This window comes from Pseudomonas sp. RP-B7, assembly GCF_059803535.1.
Window position 1 is genome coordinate 385345 of sequence record NZ_JAPFHC010000001.1, and the last position, 14078, is coordinate 399422.

General features: G+C 61.9%; 15 protein-coding genes. 9 read left to right on the forward strand and 6 right to left on the reverse strand.

Features of this window, described 5'->3' with window-relative positions; translation table 11 throughout:
* The first annotated feature begins 153 nt into the window (after positions 1-153).
* The 3 genes from OPU96_RS01730 to OPU96_RS01740 all read left to right on the forward strand — a co-directional run bounded on the left by OPU96_RS01730 (position 154) and on the right by OPU96_RS01740 (position 3093).
* A complete protein-coding gene (locus OPU96_RS01730) occupies positions 154-1788 on the forward strand; it encodes a methyl-accepting chemotaxis protein (RefSeq protein WP_226456989.1) in 1635 nt (544 codons plus the stop codon).
* A gap of 220 nt (positions 1789-2008) precedes the next feature.
* The gene (pnuC, locus tag OPU96_RS01735) at positions 2009-2572 is read left to right on the forward strand and encodes a nicotinamide riboside transporter PnuC (RefSeq protein WP_226456987.1); all 564 of its coding nucleotides are present in this window, start codon (positions 2009-2011) and stop codon (positions 2570-2572) included.
* Positions 2569-3093 (forward strand): AAA family ATPase, encoded by a 525-nt coding sequence (locus tag OPU96_RS01740; RefSeq protein ID WP_498558542.1) that lies wholly within the window; start codon positions 2569-2571, stop codon positions 3091-3093. Before pnuC ends, OPU96_RS01740 begins: the two co-directional genes overlap by 4 nt.
* 136 nt (positions 3094-3229) lie before the next feature.
* On the opposite strand, the gene ggt is transcribed toward OPU96_RS01740, so the two are convergent.
* Both ggt and pdxR read right to left on the reverse strand, forming a co-directional pair.
* Entirely contained in the window at positions 3230-4954 is a 1725-nt protein-coding gene (gene ggt / locus OPU96_RS01745; protein WP_498558543.1) for a gamma-glutamyltransferase, read from the reverse strand.
* A gap of 110 nt (positions 4955-5064) precedes the next feature.
* Positions 5065-6447, reverse strand: coding sequence for a MocR-like pyridoxine biosynthesis transcription factor PdxR (gene pdxR, locus OPU96_RS01750; protein WP_498558544.1), 1383 nt, complete (start codon positions 6445-6447; stop codon positions 5065-5067).
* 134 nt (positions 6448-6581) lie between these two features.
* Between pdxR and OPU96_RS01755 the strand changes: the two genes are divergently transcribed.
* Genes OPU96_RS01755 through OPU96_RS01770 form a run of 4 tightly spaced genes read left to right on the forward strand, consistent with a single transcriptional unit; the run spans position 6582 to position 9287 of the window.
* A complete protein-coding gene (locus OPU96_RS01755; RefSeq protein ID WP_192301198.1) occupies positions 6582-7058 on the forward strand; it encodes a carboxymuconolactone decarboxylase family protein in 477 nt (158 codons plus the stop codon).
* Positions 7051-7491 (forward strand): GNAT family N-acetyltransferase, encoded by a 441-nt coding sequence (locus OPU96_RS01760; protein ID WP_226456982.1) that lies wholly within the window; start codon positions 7051-7053, stop codon positions 7489-7491. Before OPU96_RS01755 ends, OPU96_RS01760 begins: the two co-directional genes overlap by 8 nt.
* Entirely contained in the window at positions 7488-8081 is a 594-nt protein-coding gene (locus OPU96_RS01765; protein WP_226456980.1) for an FMN-dependent NADH-azoreductase, read from the forward strand. Before OPU96_RS01760 ends, OPU96_RS01765 begins: the two co-directional genes overlap by 4 nt.
* Before the next feature lie 60 nt (positions 8082-8141).
* On the forward strand, positions 8142-9287 hold the full coding sequence (locus OPU96_RS01770) for a MalY/PatB family protein (RefSeq protein ID WP_192301201.1): 1146 nt from the start codon (positions 8142-8144) through the stop codon (positions 9285-9287).
* A gap of 42 nt (positions 9288-9329) precedes the next feature.
* On the opposite strand, the gene OPU96_RS01775 is transcribed toward OPU96_RS01770, so the two are convergent.
* The 4 genes from OPU96_RS01775 to OPU96_RS01790 all read right to left on the reverse strand — a co-directional run bounded on the left by OPU96_RS01775 (position 9330) and on the right by OPU96_RS01790 (position 11870).
* The gene (locus OPU96_RS01775) at positions 9330-9545 is read right to left on the reverse strand and encodes a TOBE domain-containing protein (protein ID WP_003173733.1); all 216 of its coding nucleotides are present in this window, start codon (positions 9543-9545) and stop codon (positions 9330-9332) included.
* A 132-nt stretch (positions 9546-9677) separates the two neighbouring features.
* On the reverse strand, positions 9678-10580 hold the full coding sequence (locus tag OPU96_RS01780) for a DUF4880 domain-containing protein (RefSeq protein ID WP_498558545.1): 903 nt from the start codon (positions 10578-10580) through the stop codon (positions 9678-9680).
* Positions 10577-11083 carry a sigma-70 family RNA polymerase sigma factor gene (locus tag OPU96_RS01785; RefSeq protein WP_192301203.1) on the reverse strand — a complete coding sequence of 169 codons (507 nt, stop codon included), beginning with the start codon at positions 11081-11083 and terminating at the stop codon, positions 10577-10579. Before OPU96_RS01785 ends, OPU96_RS01780 begins: the two co-directional genes overlap by 4 nt.
* Before the next feature lie 145 nt (positions 11084-11228).
* On the reverse strand, positions 11229-11870 hold the full coding sequence (locus OPU96_RS01790) for a hypothetical protein (RefSeq protein ID WP_498558546.1): 642 nt from the start codon (positions 11868-11870) through the stop codon (positions 11229-11231).
* A gap of 332 nt (positions 11871-12202) precedes the next feature.
* Here OPU96_RS01790 and OPU96_RS01795 point away from each other — a divergent pair, with 332 nt between their 5' ends.
* Positions 12203-13453, forward strand: coding sequence for a ribonucleotide-diphosphate reductase subunit beta (locus tag OPU96_RS01795; RefSeq protein ID WP_489324769.1), 1251 nt, complete (start codon positions 12203-12205; stop codon positions 13451-13453).
* Between the two features lie 85 nt (positions 13454-13538).
* Positions 13539-14027 carry a DUF1289 domain-containing protein gene (locus tag OPU96_RS01800; RefSeq protein ID WP_226457092.1) on the forward strand — a complete coding sequence of 163 codons (489 nt, stop codon included), beginning with the start codon at positions 13539-13541 and terminating at the stop codon, positions 14025-14027.
* The last annotated feature ends 51 nt before the right edge of the window (positions 14028-14078 follow it).

A 14078-nucleotide genomic window follows, 5' to 3' on the forward strand; every position in this document is an offset into this window, starting at 1 on the left:
TTTTAATTGGTTCACTGACGCTGGGCGTTTGAAAAAACCCGTGAAAAATCAGGCAGTACTCAGGTTTTCCGATTACCGGCCGAAAGCCTATCAGACAAGGCGTAAAAGTCGATGCAACGCCCACAATTATAAAAAGCCCGGAGTGACAGGACGATGAACAGTTTGCGCAATATGTCGATCAGCCGCCGCCTCTGGCTGATCCTGATAGTCGCCGTGCTGATGCTGCTGGCCTTGGGTTTACTGATGCTCAAGCAAATTCATGGCGAGCTCTACCAGGCCAAGCGCCAGCAAACCGAGCACGTGGTGCAGACCGCCAGCGGCATCCTGACGTTTTATCACGGCCTCGAAACCAGCGGCGTCATGACCCGCGAAGCCGCCCAGAAGCAAGCCCTGAGCGCGGTGCGCGGGTTGCGCTACGACCATGACGACTATTTCTGGATCAACGACCTCACGCCCGTGATGATCATGCACCCGGCCAACCCCAAGCTTGACGGCCAGAACCTCTCGGCGATCCGTGACCCAGACGGTTTTGCGGTGTTCAACGAATTCGTGGCCCTGGCCAAGGCCAAGGGTGCCGGCATCGTCAACTACCGCTGGCCGAAACCGGGCGCCGATGCACCGGTGGCCAAGACCTCGTACATCCAACTGTTCCAACCCTGGGGCTGGATCATCGGCTCCGGCGTCTACGTGGACGATGTGCAGTCCGAGTTCTCCGCCCAGGTGTGGAAAGCCTCGGCCATTGGTTTGATCATCGCGCTGGTGATGACCCTACTGGTGGTGTTGATCGCGCGCAGCATCGTGCGCCCGTTGCAGGCAGCAGTGGACGCCATGGGCAATATCGCCAGTGGTGAAAGCGACCTGACCCACAACCTCGACACCCACGGCCGCGACGAAGTGACCCAACTGTCCCAGCACTTCAACAGCTTCACCGCCAAATTGCGCGACGTGGTCGGCCAGTTGCAGGTGTGCGCCAACGCCCTCGGCCAATCGTCTACCGAGCTGGGCAACAACGCGAGCCAGGCCCACGACCGCAGCCAGCAGCAATCGCAGCAGATGGAATTGGTGGCCACCGCGATCAACGAAGTCACCTACGGCGTGCAGGACGTGGCCAAGAACGCCGAACACGCCGCCAGTGAAATGCGCGATGCCCAGGCCCAGGCCCAGCAAGGCCAGGTCAATATCGACGGCAGCTTGCAACAGATCGACCAGCTCTCCGGCACCATCAGCCAGGCGGTCGAGGTGATGCGTACCCTGTCCGCCGAAAGCACCCAGATCGGCAGCGTGCTCGAAGTGATCCGTTCCATCGCCGACCAGACCAACCTGCTCGCACTCAACGCCGCCATCGAGGCCGCACGGGCCGGCGAACAAGGCCGTGGCTTTGCCGTGGTCGCCGATGAAGTGCGCCTGCTGGCCCAGCGCACGCAAAAATCCACCGCCGAGATCCAGGGCATGATCGAACGCCTGCAAGGCCACTCGGAAGCGGCGGTCAAGGTGATCAGCGAGAGTCACAACGCCTCGCAACTGACCATCGAACAAGCCGGCCAGGCCGGCGCCAGCCTCACCGCCATCGGCCAGGCCCTGCACAACCTCAACGGCCTGAACGCGTCGATTGCCAGCGCCACCCTGCAACAGGCGCATGTGGTAGAGGACATCAACCAGAACGTCACCCAGGCGGCGGGCTTGTCCCACAGCACCGCCATCGCCGCCGAACAGTCGAGTGCCGCCAGCACCCACCTGCGCGGCCTGAGCGAACAACTCAACACCCTGCTGCGCCAATTCAAAATCTAACCCCAGGACGGGGTTTGTAGTGAGCGGGCTTGCCCCGCGCCTGGGGGCGACGCAGCCCCAAATCCAGGCCCCGCGGTCTTACTGATACACCGCGGCGCCTGGGTTTAGGGCGGCTTCGCCCCCCAGGCGCGGGGCAAGCCCGCTCACTACAAGGTTAATTCCTACGCGAAACTTCTTTCGTTACAATCACCGCCCCTTTCCACACTCCCAAGGAACCGCCATGTCCGGGCTTGAACTGTTCGCCGCCGCCCTGGGGGTGATCGCTGTCTGGCTGACGGTTAAACAGAACCCCTGGTGCTGGCCCATCGGCCTGATCATGGTGTTGCTCTACACCTGGGTGTTCTACGACGTAAAACTCTATTCCGACATGCTGCTGCAAGTGGTCTACGCCGTCCTGCAACTGTACGGCTGGTGGCAGTGGACCCGCGCCGGCGAGGTCAAGCAAGGCCGCCAGGTCACCAGCCTCGGCGGGCCAGCCATCATCGCCAGCCTCGCGGTGGGCGCCGCCGGCAGCCTGCTGCTGGGCGCCGCCATGGCCCACTGGACCGACGCCGCGCAACCCTGGCTCGACGCTGCACTCACCGGCTTCAGCCTGGTGGCGCAGATGTGGATGGCGCAGAAACGCGTGCAGTGCTGGCCGCTGTGGATTGCCGTGGATGTGATCTTCGTCGGCCTGTTTCTCTATAAAGGTCTCTACCTCACCGCCGCGCTCTACGCCCTGTTTACCGCCATCGCGGTGCAAGGCTGGCGCGAATGGCGTGCCGACCCGGCGTTGCAGGCATGAAGGTCGTGGTATTGGCCGGCCCCGAATCCAGCGGTAAAAGCTGGCTGGCCGCCGAGTTGCAAGCGCATTTCGGCGGGTTGATGGTCGGTGAATACGTGCGCCACTTCATCGATCATCACCAACGCGATACCACCCTGGCCGACATCCCGGCGATCGCCCACGGCCAACTGGCCTGGGAAGATGCCGCCCGCGCCCAACAGCCGCGCCTGCTGATCCTCGATACGCATTTGCTGACCAACAAACTCTGGAGCCAGGTCCTCTTCGGCGACTACCCGGCATGGCTCGACAGCGAACTGCTGGCCCGTCACTACGACCTGCACTTGCTGCTGTCGCCGGATGATGTGGAGTGGACGGCTGATGGACAGCGATGCCAGCCGCAACTGGAGGATCGCCAGGCGTTTTTCCAGGGCAGTCTGGAGTGGATGCGGGAGCATCAACAGCCTGTGTTGGTGATCAAGGGGAATTGGGAAGAGCGCCGGGTTGCGGCGTTTGCAGCGGTAGCGCGACTACTTCAGCCCTGACACTGCCCTCACTGTGAGAGCGGGCTTGTGTGGGAGCGGGCTTGCTCGCGAATGCAGTAGATCAGCGAATAAATCTTTGGCTGACACACCGCTTTCGCGAGCAAGCCCGCTCCCACATTTTTGACCGCGTCAGGCGTTAGTAGCCCAAGGACAGGCCCGTGTTGCGACGCGGATCATTCGCCCCGTAGAAACGGTTGTTCCCCACCGGCTTGCCACCCAACGACGGCGCACCCACCAGAATCGCCGCCAAGTGGTTGGCATCCTGCGGCCCGGCGAACTTGTGGCCCCAGCTTTCGAGGATCTTCTGGGTATCCGGGCTCACTGCAAACGTCTCAAGGTTAGTAGTCTCCGGCATCCACTGCTGGTGGAAACGCGGCGCGTCCACGGCTTCCTGGATGTTCATCTTGTAGTCGATGACATTCAGCATCGTCAGCAAGGTCGCGGTAATGATGCGACTGCCACCCGGCGTGCCTACCACCATGACGGCCTTGCCATCCTTGGTCACGATGGTCGGGCTCATCGACGACAGCGGCGCCTTGCCCGGTGCAATGGCGTTGGCTTCACCCTGCACCAGACCGTACATGTTCGGCACGCCAACCTTGACGGTGAAATCGTCCATTTCATCGTTGAGGATGACCCCGGTCTTGCTCGCCATCACGCCCGCACCGAACCAGTCGTTGAGGGTGTACGTCACCGAGACCGCGTTGCCCCACTTGTCGACAATGGAGTAGTGCGTGGTGTTGTTGCCTTCATGGGGCGAAACGCCCGGCTTGATCGCTTGGGAATCTCCCGCCTTTTGCGGTTCGATGGCAGCGCGCAGCTTGGCGGCGTAGTCCTTGTCCAGCAAGTGGGCGATGGGGTTCTTCACGAAGTCCGGGTCGCCGAGGTAGCTGTTGCGGTCCACGTAGGCATGGCGCATCGCTTCGATCTGGTAGTGCAGGCCCTGGGCCGAGTGATAACCGAGGTCGGCCATCGGATAGCCTTCGAGGATGTTCATGATCTGGCAGATCACCACGCCACCGGAACTCGGCGGCGGCGCGGAGACCACGTGGTAGCCACGGTAGTCGCACTCGATCGGCGCCAGTTCGCGGGTCTTGTACTTGTCCAGGTCAGCCTGGGTGATGATGCCCTTGCCGGCCTGGCTGGAATCCACCAGCGCCTTGGCTACCCAACCTTTGTAGAAACCGTCGCTGCCCTTGGCCGAGATTTCCTTGAGGGTCTTGGCCAGGTCTTTCTGCACCAGCTTCTGGCCCACCTGCATCGGTTGGCCGTTGTGCAGGAAGATCCCGCGCATATCTTTATCTTTTTCGAACTCGCCGGTGGCGGTATGCAGCAGGTCGATATCGCCCTGCTCCAGCTCAAAGCCGTTTTCCGCCAGCTTGATCGCCGGGGCAATCACCTGGGCGCGCTTGAGGGTCCCGTATTTGCTCAGGGCCAGCTCCATGCCCGAGACGGTGCCAGGCACGCCGACCGCCAGGTGGCCCTTGGCACTGAGGCCTTCGATGACGTTGCCGTCTTTATCCAGGTACATGTTCGCGGTGGCCGCCAGCGGGGCTTTTTCGCGGAAGTCGAGGAAGGTCTTGCGCCCGTCCGCCAGTTGCACGGTCATGAAACCGCCGCCACCGAGGTTGCCCGCCGCCGGGTATACCACCGCCAGTGCGTAACCTACGGCCACGGCCGCGTCCACGGCATTGCCACCGGCCTTGAGCACATCCACGCCCACATGGGTGGCCAGATGCTGGGCCGTGACCACCATGCCATTTTCACCGGCCACCGGGGCCTGGGACGCGGCGTGCACACCGCCGACCGTCAATACCAGCGCAGTGGCAATCAAGGTACGGCTGAAGGGTTGGTATTTCATCCATGGCTACTCTGGTTATTGAGATGCACCAAAATAGCCCGTGGAGGATTTAATCCCCAGCGCAGTGACGTTTTTATTACAGAACTTGTCGGTCACAGATTCGTACAGCATCACTGCCCCTGTGGCCCAGCCACGGTTTGCCCGGCAATCACCCCACGCAACACCTGCGCAATAGCCTGGGCCTGTTGCGCCGTCGCCACATTAGTGAACCCCATCAGCAAGCCCTGTGGCCCCGGTTCAATCGTCCACCGCGACAACGCCTGCAGTGCCAGGCCCGCCTCATTCGCTGCCTGCGCCACCGCCTCGTCCGGCACCGCGACCACCAAGCGTGCCAACAGATTAATCCCGCCCGCCTGCTCATCGACCCGCAGGACATCCGCGCAATGGGCCTGCAACGCCTGCACCAACAGCCCGCGTCGCTGCGCATACAACTGACGCATTTTCTTCAGGTGCCGGGTGAAATGCCCCTGCTCGAGAAAATCCGCCGCGGTCAGTTGCAACAGTTGCGCACAGCGTTGCTGCAACAACTGCGCACTGCGCTCAAACGCCGCCACCAAGGCGTTCGGCACCACCAGGTAACCCAGGCGCAAACCGGGGAACAACATCTTGCTGAAGCTACCGGCGTAGATCACCCGGTCGTCGTGATCCTGGCTCTTGAGCGCGGCCAGCGGTTTGCCGTGATAGCGGAATTCGCTGTCGTAATCGTCCTCGACCACCCAACTGCCCTGCGCCGCTGCCCAGCCCAGCAAGGCCTTGCGCCGCGCCGGGCTCAGCGCCACGCCGAGCGGGCTCTGGTGCGCCGGCGTGACCAGCGCCAGCCGCGCCTGTGGGCTGCGCAGGATGCCCTGGCCCACATCCAGCCCATCGCGGTCCACCGGCACCGGCACCAGGTGCAAGCCTTGATGGCTCAACAACTGCCGTGCATGCACGTAACCCGGGTCTTCGAACCAGCAGCGTTGCCCGGGCATGTCCAGGGCATCACAGACCAGGGTCAGGCCCGCCGCATAACCGGCGCAGACAAACACCTGATCCGGCGAACACTCCACGCCCCGGTACAACGCGAGGTAGCCGGCGATGGCCACGCGCAGGGCTTGTACGCCGCGCACGTCGCCCATGGCCAGGCTCTCGGCATCGGTGCGACGCACTTGCTGGGTGACCAGCCGGGCCCACAACTTGCGCGGGAACGCGTCCAGTGCCGGCACGCCCATTTGCAGCGGCAACGGTCCGCTGGCGACAGGCGCCGGCACGGGCGCGGGCTTTACCGCGATCTGGGGCAGCGTCGTCGCAATCACCGTACCGGCCTGCCCGCGCGCCTCAAAAAAACCTTCGCTGACCAGCAACTGATACGCCGTCTCCACCGTGCCCCGCGCCACCTTGAGTTCCTGGGCCAGCGCCCGCACCGACGGCACCCGCTCGCCGGGGCGCAATTGACCCTGGTCGATGGCCTGGCGAAAACGCCGGTAGATTTCCTGGTATTTGGGCAGTGACGACATCGCGGGCGGGCTCGGCGGGTAAACAGGGCCAAGTCTGATCATGTCCCAACCCACTTGTCCAATCATGCCCCTGTCGACTGGCCGGGCGAGCCGCGAAAATGGCGCATCTGTTCAATCACCCAAGGAACCTTCCCATGAAAGACCGTCTCGATTACGCCCAGGCCGCCCCCGCCGGTTACAAAGCCCTAGGCTCGGTGCACAGCTACGTGCATGGCTGCGGCCTGGAAAAGGAATTGATCGAACTGGTGTACCTGCGCATCTCCCAGCTCAATGGCTGCGCCTATTGCCTGGACTCCCATTCCCGCGACCTGCTCAAGCAAGGCGTGAGCCTGGAAAAAATCATGCTGGTGGCCGCCTGGCACGAAGCCTCGCCGCTGTTCAGCCCGCGTGAACGTGCCGCATTGGCCTGGGCCGAATCGGTTACTCAAGTGGCCCAGACCCACGCGCCGGACGCCGATTACGCCGCCGTCGCCGCAGTCTTCAATGACAAGGAAGTCGCCGACCTGACCCTGGCCATTGCCCTGATGAACGCGCTGAACCGCGTCGGTATCAGCTTTCGCAAGGTGCCGGCAGCGGTCAAGGCCCATCTGGAGAACCTCAGCTATGCATGAGCACGTCGACTTCGTGCCTGTGGAAAGCGACGCCGACTGCCTCGCCAGCTTTCAGGTGATGCAGCAACTGCGCCCGCACCTGACGGACGCCACCGCGTTCGTCGCGCAGATCCAGCGGCAACGGCAGAACGGCTACCATCTGCTGGCCGCCCGTGAAGACGCCAAGGTGATCGGCCTGGCCGGCTACCGGCTCAGCGAGAACACCCTCTACGGACGCTTCATCTATGTCGATGACCTGGTGGTAGATGCCAGCCTGCAGCGGCGGCGTCTGGGTGAGCAACTGCTCGAGCGGGTCCGCGAGCAAACCCGCGCCCTGGGCTATCGCTACCTGGTGCTGGACACCGGCATGCACATGGCCCTGGCCCAACGTTTCTACTTCCGCCAAGGCCTGTTGCCGCGCGGCATGCATTTTTCCCAGGATTTAAGCCAATGACCCGCGCCCTGCTGCTCAGTTTCAGCCCCCACGGCAAGTCGGCCCAGAACTTCCAACTGGCCCGCAACCTGCTCAGCGACTGGCTGCCCGACGCGCAGGTCACCGAGCGCGATTACGGCGGCCAGGCCCTGCCGCCGCTGACCCGCGAATACGCCTGCGCCCTCACTGGCGCTGACGACGGTAGTGAGGACGCGACGGCGCTGTCGGAACAATTGATCGTCGAGTTGGAAGCCTGTGACCTGCTGGTCATCTGCACCCCGGTGCACAACTTCACGGTGCCGGCGGCGCTCAAGGGCTGGATCGACCATGTGGTGCGCATCCACCGCAGCTTCACGGTGAACGAGCGGTTTGAAAAAATCGGCCTGCTCGACGACCGGCGCACCTTTGTACTGGTCAGCTCGGGCAACGCCCGCAAGGGGCATGAGCCAGACTTTTTGACGCCGTATCTGAGCGCCATCCTGTCTATCGTGGGCATCCGCAGCGTGGAGTTCGCCTACCTGGGCGCCATGGTGCGCGGTGAAGAAGCGGTCAGCCAGGCCGTGGCACAGGCACATCGGCAACTGTCCGAGGCAATCAGCTCTGGTCTATAAAATTAATGGCGCTAGAATCAGCGCCATTCTTTGCGCCAGCCCCCCTGATACGAGCCGCCCATGAGCTTTGATTTCGACACGATCCACCCCCGCCACAACACCGGCAGCACCAAATGGAGCCGCTACCCGGCGGATGTGCTGCCGATGTGGATCGCCGATATGGACATCGCCGCGCCGCCCGCCGTGCTGCAAGCCCTGCGCGAACGCCTCGACCAGCAGATCCTCGGCTACAGCGTAGCCGGCCCGGATGTGCGCGAGGCCATCGTCGCCGACTTGTGGCACAAGTACGCCTGGCGCGTGCAGCCCGAAGACCTGCTGTTCCTGCCCGGCGTCGAGCCCGGCTTCAACATGGCGCTGCACGCATTCGTGCAACCGGGCCAGCCGGTGGTGCTGCAGACCCCCAACTACCGGCCGATCCGCCTGGCGCCAGGGCACTGGAACCTGCCGAAAATCGAAGTGCCATTCGAACTCGTCAACGGTGAATACCTCACGCCCCTGCCCGCCCTGCGCGATGCCTTGAGCGGCGCCGGTGCACTGCTGCTGAGCAACCCGCACAACCCCATGGGCAAGGTGTTTCCCCGCGAAGAACTGCTGGCCGTGGCCAATGCCTGCCTGGAACAGGGCGCACTGATCATCAGTGACGAAATCCACGCCGAACTGTGCTTCGACGGCCGCCGCCACATCCCCACCGCCAGCCTCAGCCCGCAGATCGCCGAGCGCACCATCACGCTGATGTCGGCGAGCAAGGCCTACAACGTCGCGGGCCTCAAGACCTGCTTTGCGGTGATCCAGAACGCCGAGATCCGCGAGCGCTTCAACAATGCCCGCTGCGGCATGGTCGACAGCGTCAGCCCCCTGGGCCTGGAAGCCACCCGTGCCGCCTACAGCCAATGTGGCGAGTGGCTCGACGCACTCAAGGGCTACCTGCAAGCCAACCGCGACTACCTGCTCGACGCCGTGAACAGCCGCCTGCCGGGCGTAGTCATGCACGCGCCGCAAGGCACTTTCCTGGCCTGGCTTGATTGCAGCGCCCTGGGCCTGGACGACCCGCAGCGGTTTTTCCTGGAACAGGCCAAGGTCGGGTTGAGCGCCGGGATCGAATTCGGCGATGACAGCCAGCAATTCGTGCGCCTGAACTTCGGCTGCCCACGGGCCTTGCTGGAAGAAGGTTTGCAGCGAATGGAGCATGCCCTGCGCGGTCGGTAAGCCATGTGGGAGGGGCTCGCCCCTCCCACATTTGAGTGGGATCTACAGTTTGGCGATGGACACTTCGGTGGACTTCACAAAGGCAATCACTTCACTGCCCACTTTCAATTCCAGGTCACGCACCGAGCGGGTGGTGATCACCGAAGTGACGATCCCGGACGCAGTCTGTACGTCGATTTCGGACACCACTTCGCCCAGCAGGATCTCCTTGATCACGCCCTTGAACTGGTTGCGCACGTTGATCGCTTTAATGGTCATGTCGGCTTTCCTTTTGGCTGTTGGGTCAATCCGCACGAATGCGCAGGCCCTCAAGATGCCGCAGGCGGCAAAAACCTAAAAGGAATATATAAATCTTTATTTATTCCATATGGAAATATAAGACAGTGTTTCTCAGGTGAGAGTGACCCAGTAACGCGTTCGCGCCTGCACCTTGAAGCCCAGGGTCGAGGCCAGCAGGTTGAGGATGCGGTCAGTGTCGTCCAACTGAAAACTGCCGGTGACGCGCAACCCCTCCAAACGCGGGTCCCAACGCAAGACCCCCGGGCGGTAGCGCTGCAACTCGCGCAAGAAATCCCCCAGCGCCTGATCCTGCGCAGTCAGCACACCATCACGCCAACCCAGTTGCAGCACATCAAACGCCACCCACGCGCCAAGGCCCGTGGCTTGAAGCGACACTTGCTGGCCACCGTGCAACGTCGTCGAGTTCCCATTGAGGTCGCGCACCTGCACCGCGCCCTTGAGCACCGAGACCCGGCAGCCCGACGCCAATTGCCGCACACACACCTCGGCCTGGCTGAGCGTCAGTTCGCCATACCGGGTCTGGAGCGTCATTGCACTCACGCCCGGCACGCTCAACGCCAACTCGCCTTCCACCAGCCGGATGTGCCGTGGTGCCACGTCCACGGCAGTGGCGGTATTGAGTTGCAGGCTGGCGCCGTCGCCCAGGGCCATGCGCGTGCGCTCACCCGTGGCGGTGTGCAGGTCGGAGCGCCACACGTCGATGGGCAACTGGCGGCTGATCAACCACGCGGTCGGTACCAGGGCCGCCACGCCCAAGGCACGCTTGAGCACGGCGCGCCGCCCCGGTTGCGGGCGGTCGAGGCTGGCCAGCGCCAACGCCTGGGGCAACCCGCCAAACCGCTGGCGCAGGGTCTGGGCTTTTTGCCAGATCTGTTCGTGCTGCGGATGGCTGTCGCGCCAGTGCTGCAGGGCGAGGTGATCACGCTCGGTGGCCGCGCCGGACTCCAGCAGCGCCAACCATTGCGCGGCGGCACGGGCGACGTCGCGGTTCACAGGTCCACCAGCAAACAGTGTTCATAGGCCTGGGCCATATAGCGTTTGACCGTGCGTTCGGACACCTCCAGGCGTGCGGCGATCTCGCGATAACCCAGGCCTTCCAGCTGGCTCCAGAGAAACGCGCGGCGCACCAGCACTGGCAAGCCATCAAGCAATTCATCCAGTGCTTGCAGGGTTTCCAGCAACACCCAGCGCTGTTCCGGGGACGGCACGCAGGCTTCGGGCAAGCTGGCAAGCGCATTCAGATAGGCCTGTTCCAGGCTACGGCGCTGATGAAAATTGACCAGCAGGCGCTTGCCGACTGTCACCAGGTACGCCCGTGGCTCCTGCATCTGCGCAAGCGGCTGGGCACTGGCCAGCACGCGCAAAAACGTATCCTGGCTCAGGTCCGCCGCATCCCAGGCATTGCCCAGGCGCCGGCGCAGCCAGCTTTCCAGCCAACTGCGGTGGTCGCGGTAGAGGCTGGATAACGTCAGTTCGGGGGCGACAGCATCATTCATGGCAAGCAACCTGCAAGGCGCGATTATGTCTCAAATGAGATTCATTCTATTTAATATCGCTACTGCATACCATGATCTTTTCAACATGCCGTTTAGAGCATCGCCGCCTTCTGCCGCAGCAGGTCGGTAAACAACCCCAGTCGGCTCACGCCCCGCCGACTTCCTTGATCACGAATGTCGTCGGCATGATCTTGAGCACCGAAAGCTTGAACTGGCGATTGTGTTTCCTGAATGTCCACACCGGCAGGTCTTCCCGGGTGTCGAGCGTTTCTACGTGCTCCTCGGAGTCGGGCAGCGTCAAGAAAAAATCCACCGAGGAATTCAATGGCCCCAAGGAATAGCCCCCCATCCTGATACTGACCCCGAGGCGCTCATCGGACCAGTTCCCACCTTTTGTCATGACGATATTCATCGGTGGTAACGGGCTGGGGATTGCGCTGACCTTGGCCGTCAGATCGGCCAGTTGTTGCTGTAGCTGCTGATAGTCAGCTTTCGGCACGTAGAGGCTGTTGATCCTGTCGATGGCGACGTAGTTTTTTTCAACATCGACCTTGCTCAAATAGTCCGACGATACCTTGGCAAGTGGGAGGTATGACTCGGCAAGCACGGTCCGCGAAACGTAGTTTTTCATCAGTTCCGCGGACGGGATAAAGTTGTCTGCCGCACCGAATTTAAGGCCGAACAGTGACGCCACAGCGGTAAATCCCGCCCACAGGCCGGCCGCGACGATAATGATCAGCGGCCAGGAATAGGTGGTGGCCGTGGGTGTAGGTGCACCTTGAGTCATACGAACTGACGTCCTTTTCTAGAAACTGAGCCTTGCGTGTCACGATTGACAACGACCGCTCTGGTTCAACGGTTTGAGCGCCAATAATATCACTAGGCCACCACCCCTGGCAGGGGAATGCCCCTGCGACGATCAATACACTCTCGTTCGTTGACCCATCCCCGCACACACCATATAGTGTGCCCACAAACAGAACAGACCACTACATAGTGTGCAGCATCGGTATTTACCGACCACACTACGCGCAGTATTTCAATGCCTAGTAGCCTGCAAATCGAATATTTTTGGACGGGTTCACACGCCGTCAGAACAGACCAGGAAGGAGTATTTCAATGCTGAGTTGGGATGAAGTCGACAACGAAGACACCGGTGCAGCGGTGATCAAGGGCGCCAACGCCGGCCACGCCAGCGAAGCCAACATGGACCGCCTCGACGGTGCCGGTGCTGCCGCGGCGCTGGAAGCCCGTAACGTGACCGCCAACGACTCCGCCGCGATTATCCGTGCCAAGGCCGCCCTCGACAAACTCGACATCGCCGAAGGCCTCGCCGAACTCGAAGGCGCCTCCGCCCGCGTCGCCGTTGACGAAAAACGCATGATCAACTGCCGCGCCGACCTCAACCAACTCGTACCCTTCAAGTACGACTGGGCCTGGCAGAAGTACCTCGACGGCTGCGCCAACCACTGGATGCCGCAAGAGGTCAACATGACCGCCGACATCGCGCTGTGGAAAAACCCCGAAGGCCTGACCGACGACGAACGTCGCATCGTCATGCGCAACCTGGGTTTCTTCTCCACCGCCGACTCCCTGGTCGCCAACAACCTGGTGCTGGCCGTGTACCGCCTGATCACCAACCCGGAGTGCCGCCAGTACATCCTGCGCCAGGCCTTCGAAGAGGCGATCCACACCCACGCCTACCAGTACTGCATCGAATCGCTGGCCATGGATGAAGGCGAGATCTTCAACATGTACCACGAGATTCCATCGGTCGCGAAGAAAGCCGCCTGGGGCCTGAAGTACACCCGTTCGATCTCCGATCCGAAGTTCGAAACCGGCACCGTCGACACCGACAAGGAACTGCTGCGCAACCTGGTCGCGTACTACTGCGTGCTGGAAGGCATCTTCTTCTACTGCGGCTTCACCCAGATCCTGTCCATGGGCCGCCGCAACAAAATGACCGGCGTGGCCGAGCAGTTCCAGTACATCCTGCGCGACGAGTCGATGCACCTGAACTTCGGCATCGACGTGATCAACCAGATCAAAATCGAAAACCCACACCTGTGGGATGCCGAGATGAAGGAAGAAGCGACCCAGATGATCCTGCAAGGAACCCAACTGGAGATAGAATACGCCCGCGACACCATGCCCCGCGGTGTGTTGGGCATGAACGCCGCGATGATGGAGGACTACCTCAAGTTCATCGCCAACCGTCGTCTGTCGCAGATCGGCTTGAAGGAAGAATACCCAGGCACCACCAACCCGTTCCCGTGGATGAGCGAGATCATGGACTTGAAGAAAGAGAAGAACTTCTTTGAGACCCGTGTGATCGAGTACCAAACCGGCGGCGCGTTGAGCTGGGACTAAAAATGTGGGAGCGGGTTTGCTGTGGCGAGCCCGCGTCTACATTATTGGTTTTCGGTGTTCTCTGGATTTTGCAAGCAAGCGACTTATGCCCAACCAAACCATCAAGACCCCGTGCATTGGCCTGTGCTCCACCGTCTACGGGGACCTCGTCTGCCGGGGCTGCAAGCGTTATCACCACGAAGTGATCCAGTGGAACGGTTACAACGCCGAGGAAAAACAGGCGGTGTGGCTGCGTCTGGAACAGCTGCTGGTGCAGGTGATGGCCAGCAAGCTGGAAGTGTTTGATCCGCACCTGCTGCGCCAGCAACTGGAAAGCCGCAAGATCCGCTTTGTGCCGCATCAGTCGCCGTATTGCTGGGCGTACCAGTTGATTGCCCGGGGGGCGCGGGTGATTTCCCGGCTGGATGCGTATGGGCTGGTCCTGCAACCGGAGTTTCGCGAGCGCCAGCTGGCGGATTTGCGTGATGCGATTGATCGGGAGTTTTTCCTGCTGTCCGAAGCGCACTACGAGCGCTATATCGCCCCAGGGTTTCTGAAGGAAGCATTTGGGCCGGCCCTGATAGCTACCCTCTAAAGACCAGCACAAAACCCATGTGGGAGCGGGCTTGCTCGCGAAGGCGGTGCA

Excerpts from the sequence above, each read along its gene's own strand:
- OPU96_RS01790 (WP_498558546.1), bottom strand. The coding sequence starts at position 11,870 with ATGACTCAAGGTGCACCTACACCCACGGCCACCACCTATTCCTGGCCG.
- pdxR (WP_498558544.1), bottom strand. The coding sequence starts at position 6,447 with ATGTCGTCACTGCCCAAATACCAGGAAATCTACCGGCGTTTTCGCCAG.
- OPU96_RS01785 (WP_192301203.1), bottom strand. The coding sequence starts at position 11,083 with ATGAATGATGCTGTCGCCCCCGAACTGACGTTATCCAGCCTCTACCGC.
- pnuC (WP_226456987.1), top strand. The coding sequence starts at position 2,009 with ATGTCCGGGCTTGAACTGTTCGCCGCCGCCCTGGGGGTGATCGCTGTC.
- OPU96_RS01740 (WP_498558542.1), top strand. The coding sequence starts at position 2,569 with ATGAAGGTCGTGGTATTGGCCGGCCCCGAATCCAGCGGTAAAAGCTGG.
- OPU96_RS01755 (WP_192301198.1), top strand. The coding sequence starts at position 6,582 with ATGAAAGACCGTCTCGATTACGCCCAGGCCGCCCCCGCCGGTTACAAA.
- OPU96_RS01730 (WP_226456989.1), top strand. The coding sequence starts at position 154 with ATGAACAGTTTGCGCAATATGTCGATCAGCCGCCGCCTCTGGCTGATC.
- OPU96_RS01760 (WP_226456982.1), top strand. The coding sequence starts at position 7,051 with ATGCATGAGCACGTCGACTTCGTGCCTGTGGAAAGCGACGCCGACTGC.
- OPU96_RS01770 (WP_192301201.1), top strand. The coding sequence starts at position 8,142 with ATGAGCTTTGATTTCGACACGATCCACCCCCGCCACAACACCGGCAGC.
- ggt (WP_498558543.1), bottom strand. The coding sequence starts at position 4,954 with ATGAAATACCAACCCTTCAGCCGTACCTTGATTGCCACTGCGCTGGTA.
- OPU96_RS01800 (WP_226457092.1), top strand. The coding sequence starts at position 13,539 with ATGCCCAACCAAACCATCAAGACCCCGTGCATTGGCCTGTGCTCCACC.
- OPU96_RS01765 (WP_226456980.1), top strand. The coding sequence starts at position 7,488 with ATGACCCGCGCCCTGCTGCTCAGTTTCAGCCCCCACGGCAAGTCGGCC.
- OPU96_RS01775 (WP_003173733.1), bottom strand. The coding sequence starts at position 9,545 with ATGACCATTAAAGCGATCAACGTGCGCAACCAGTTCAAGGGCGTGATC.
- OPU96_RS01795 (WP_489324769.1), top strand. The coding sequence starts at position 12,203 with ATGCTGAGTTGGGATGAAGTCGACAACGAAGACACCGGTGCAGCGGTG.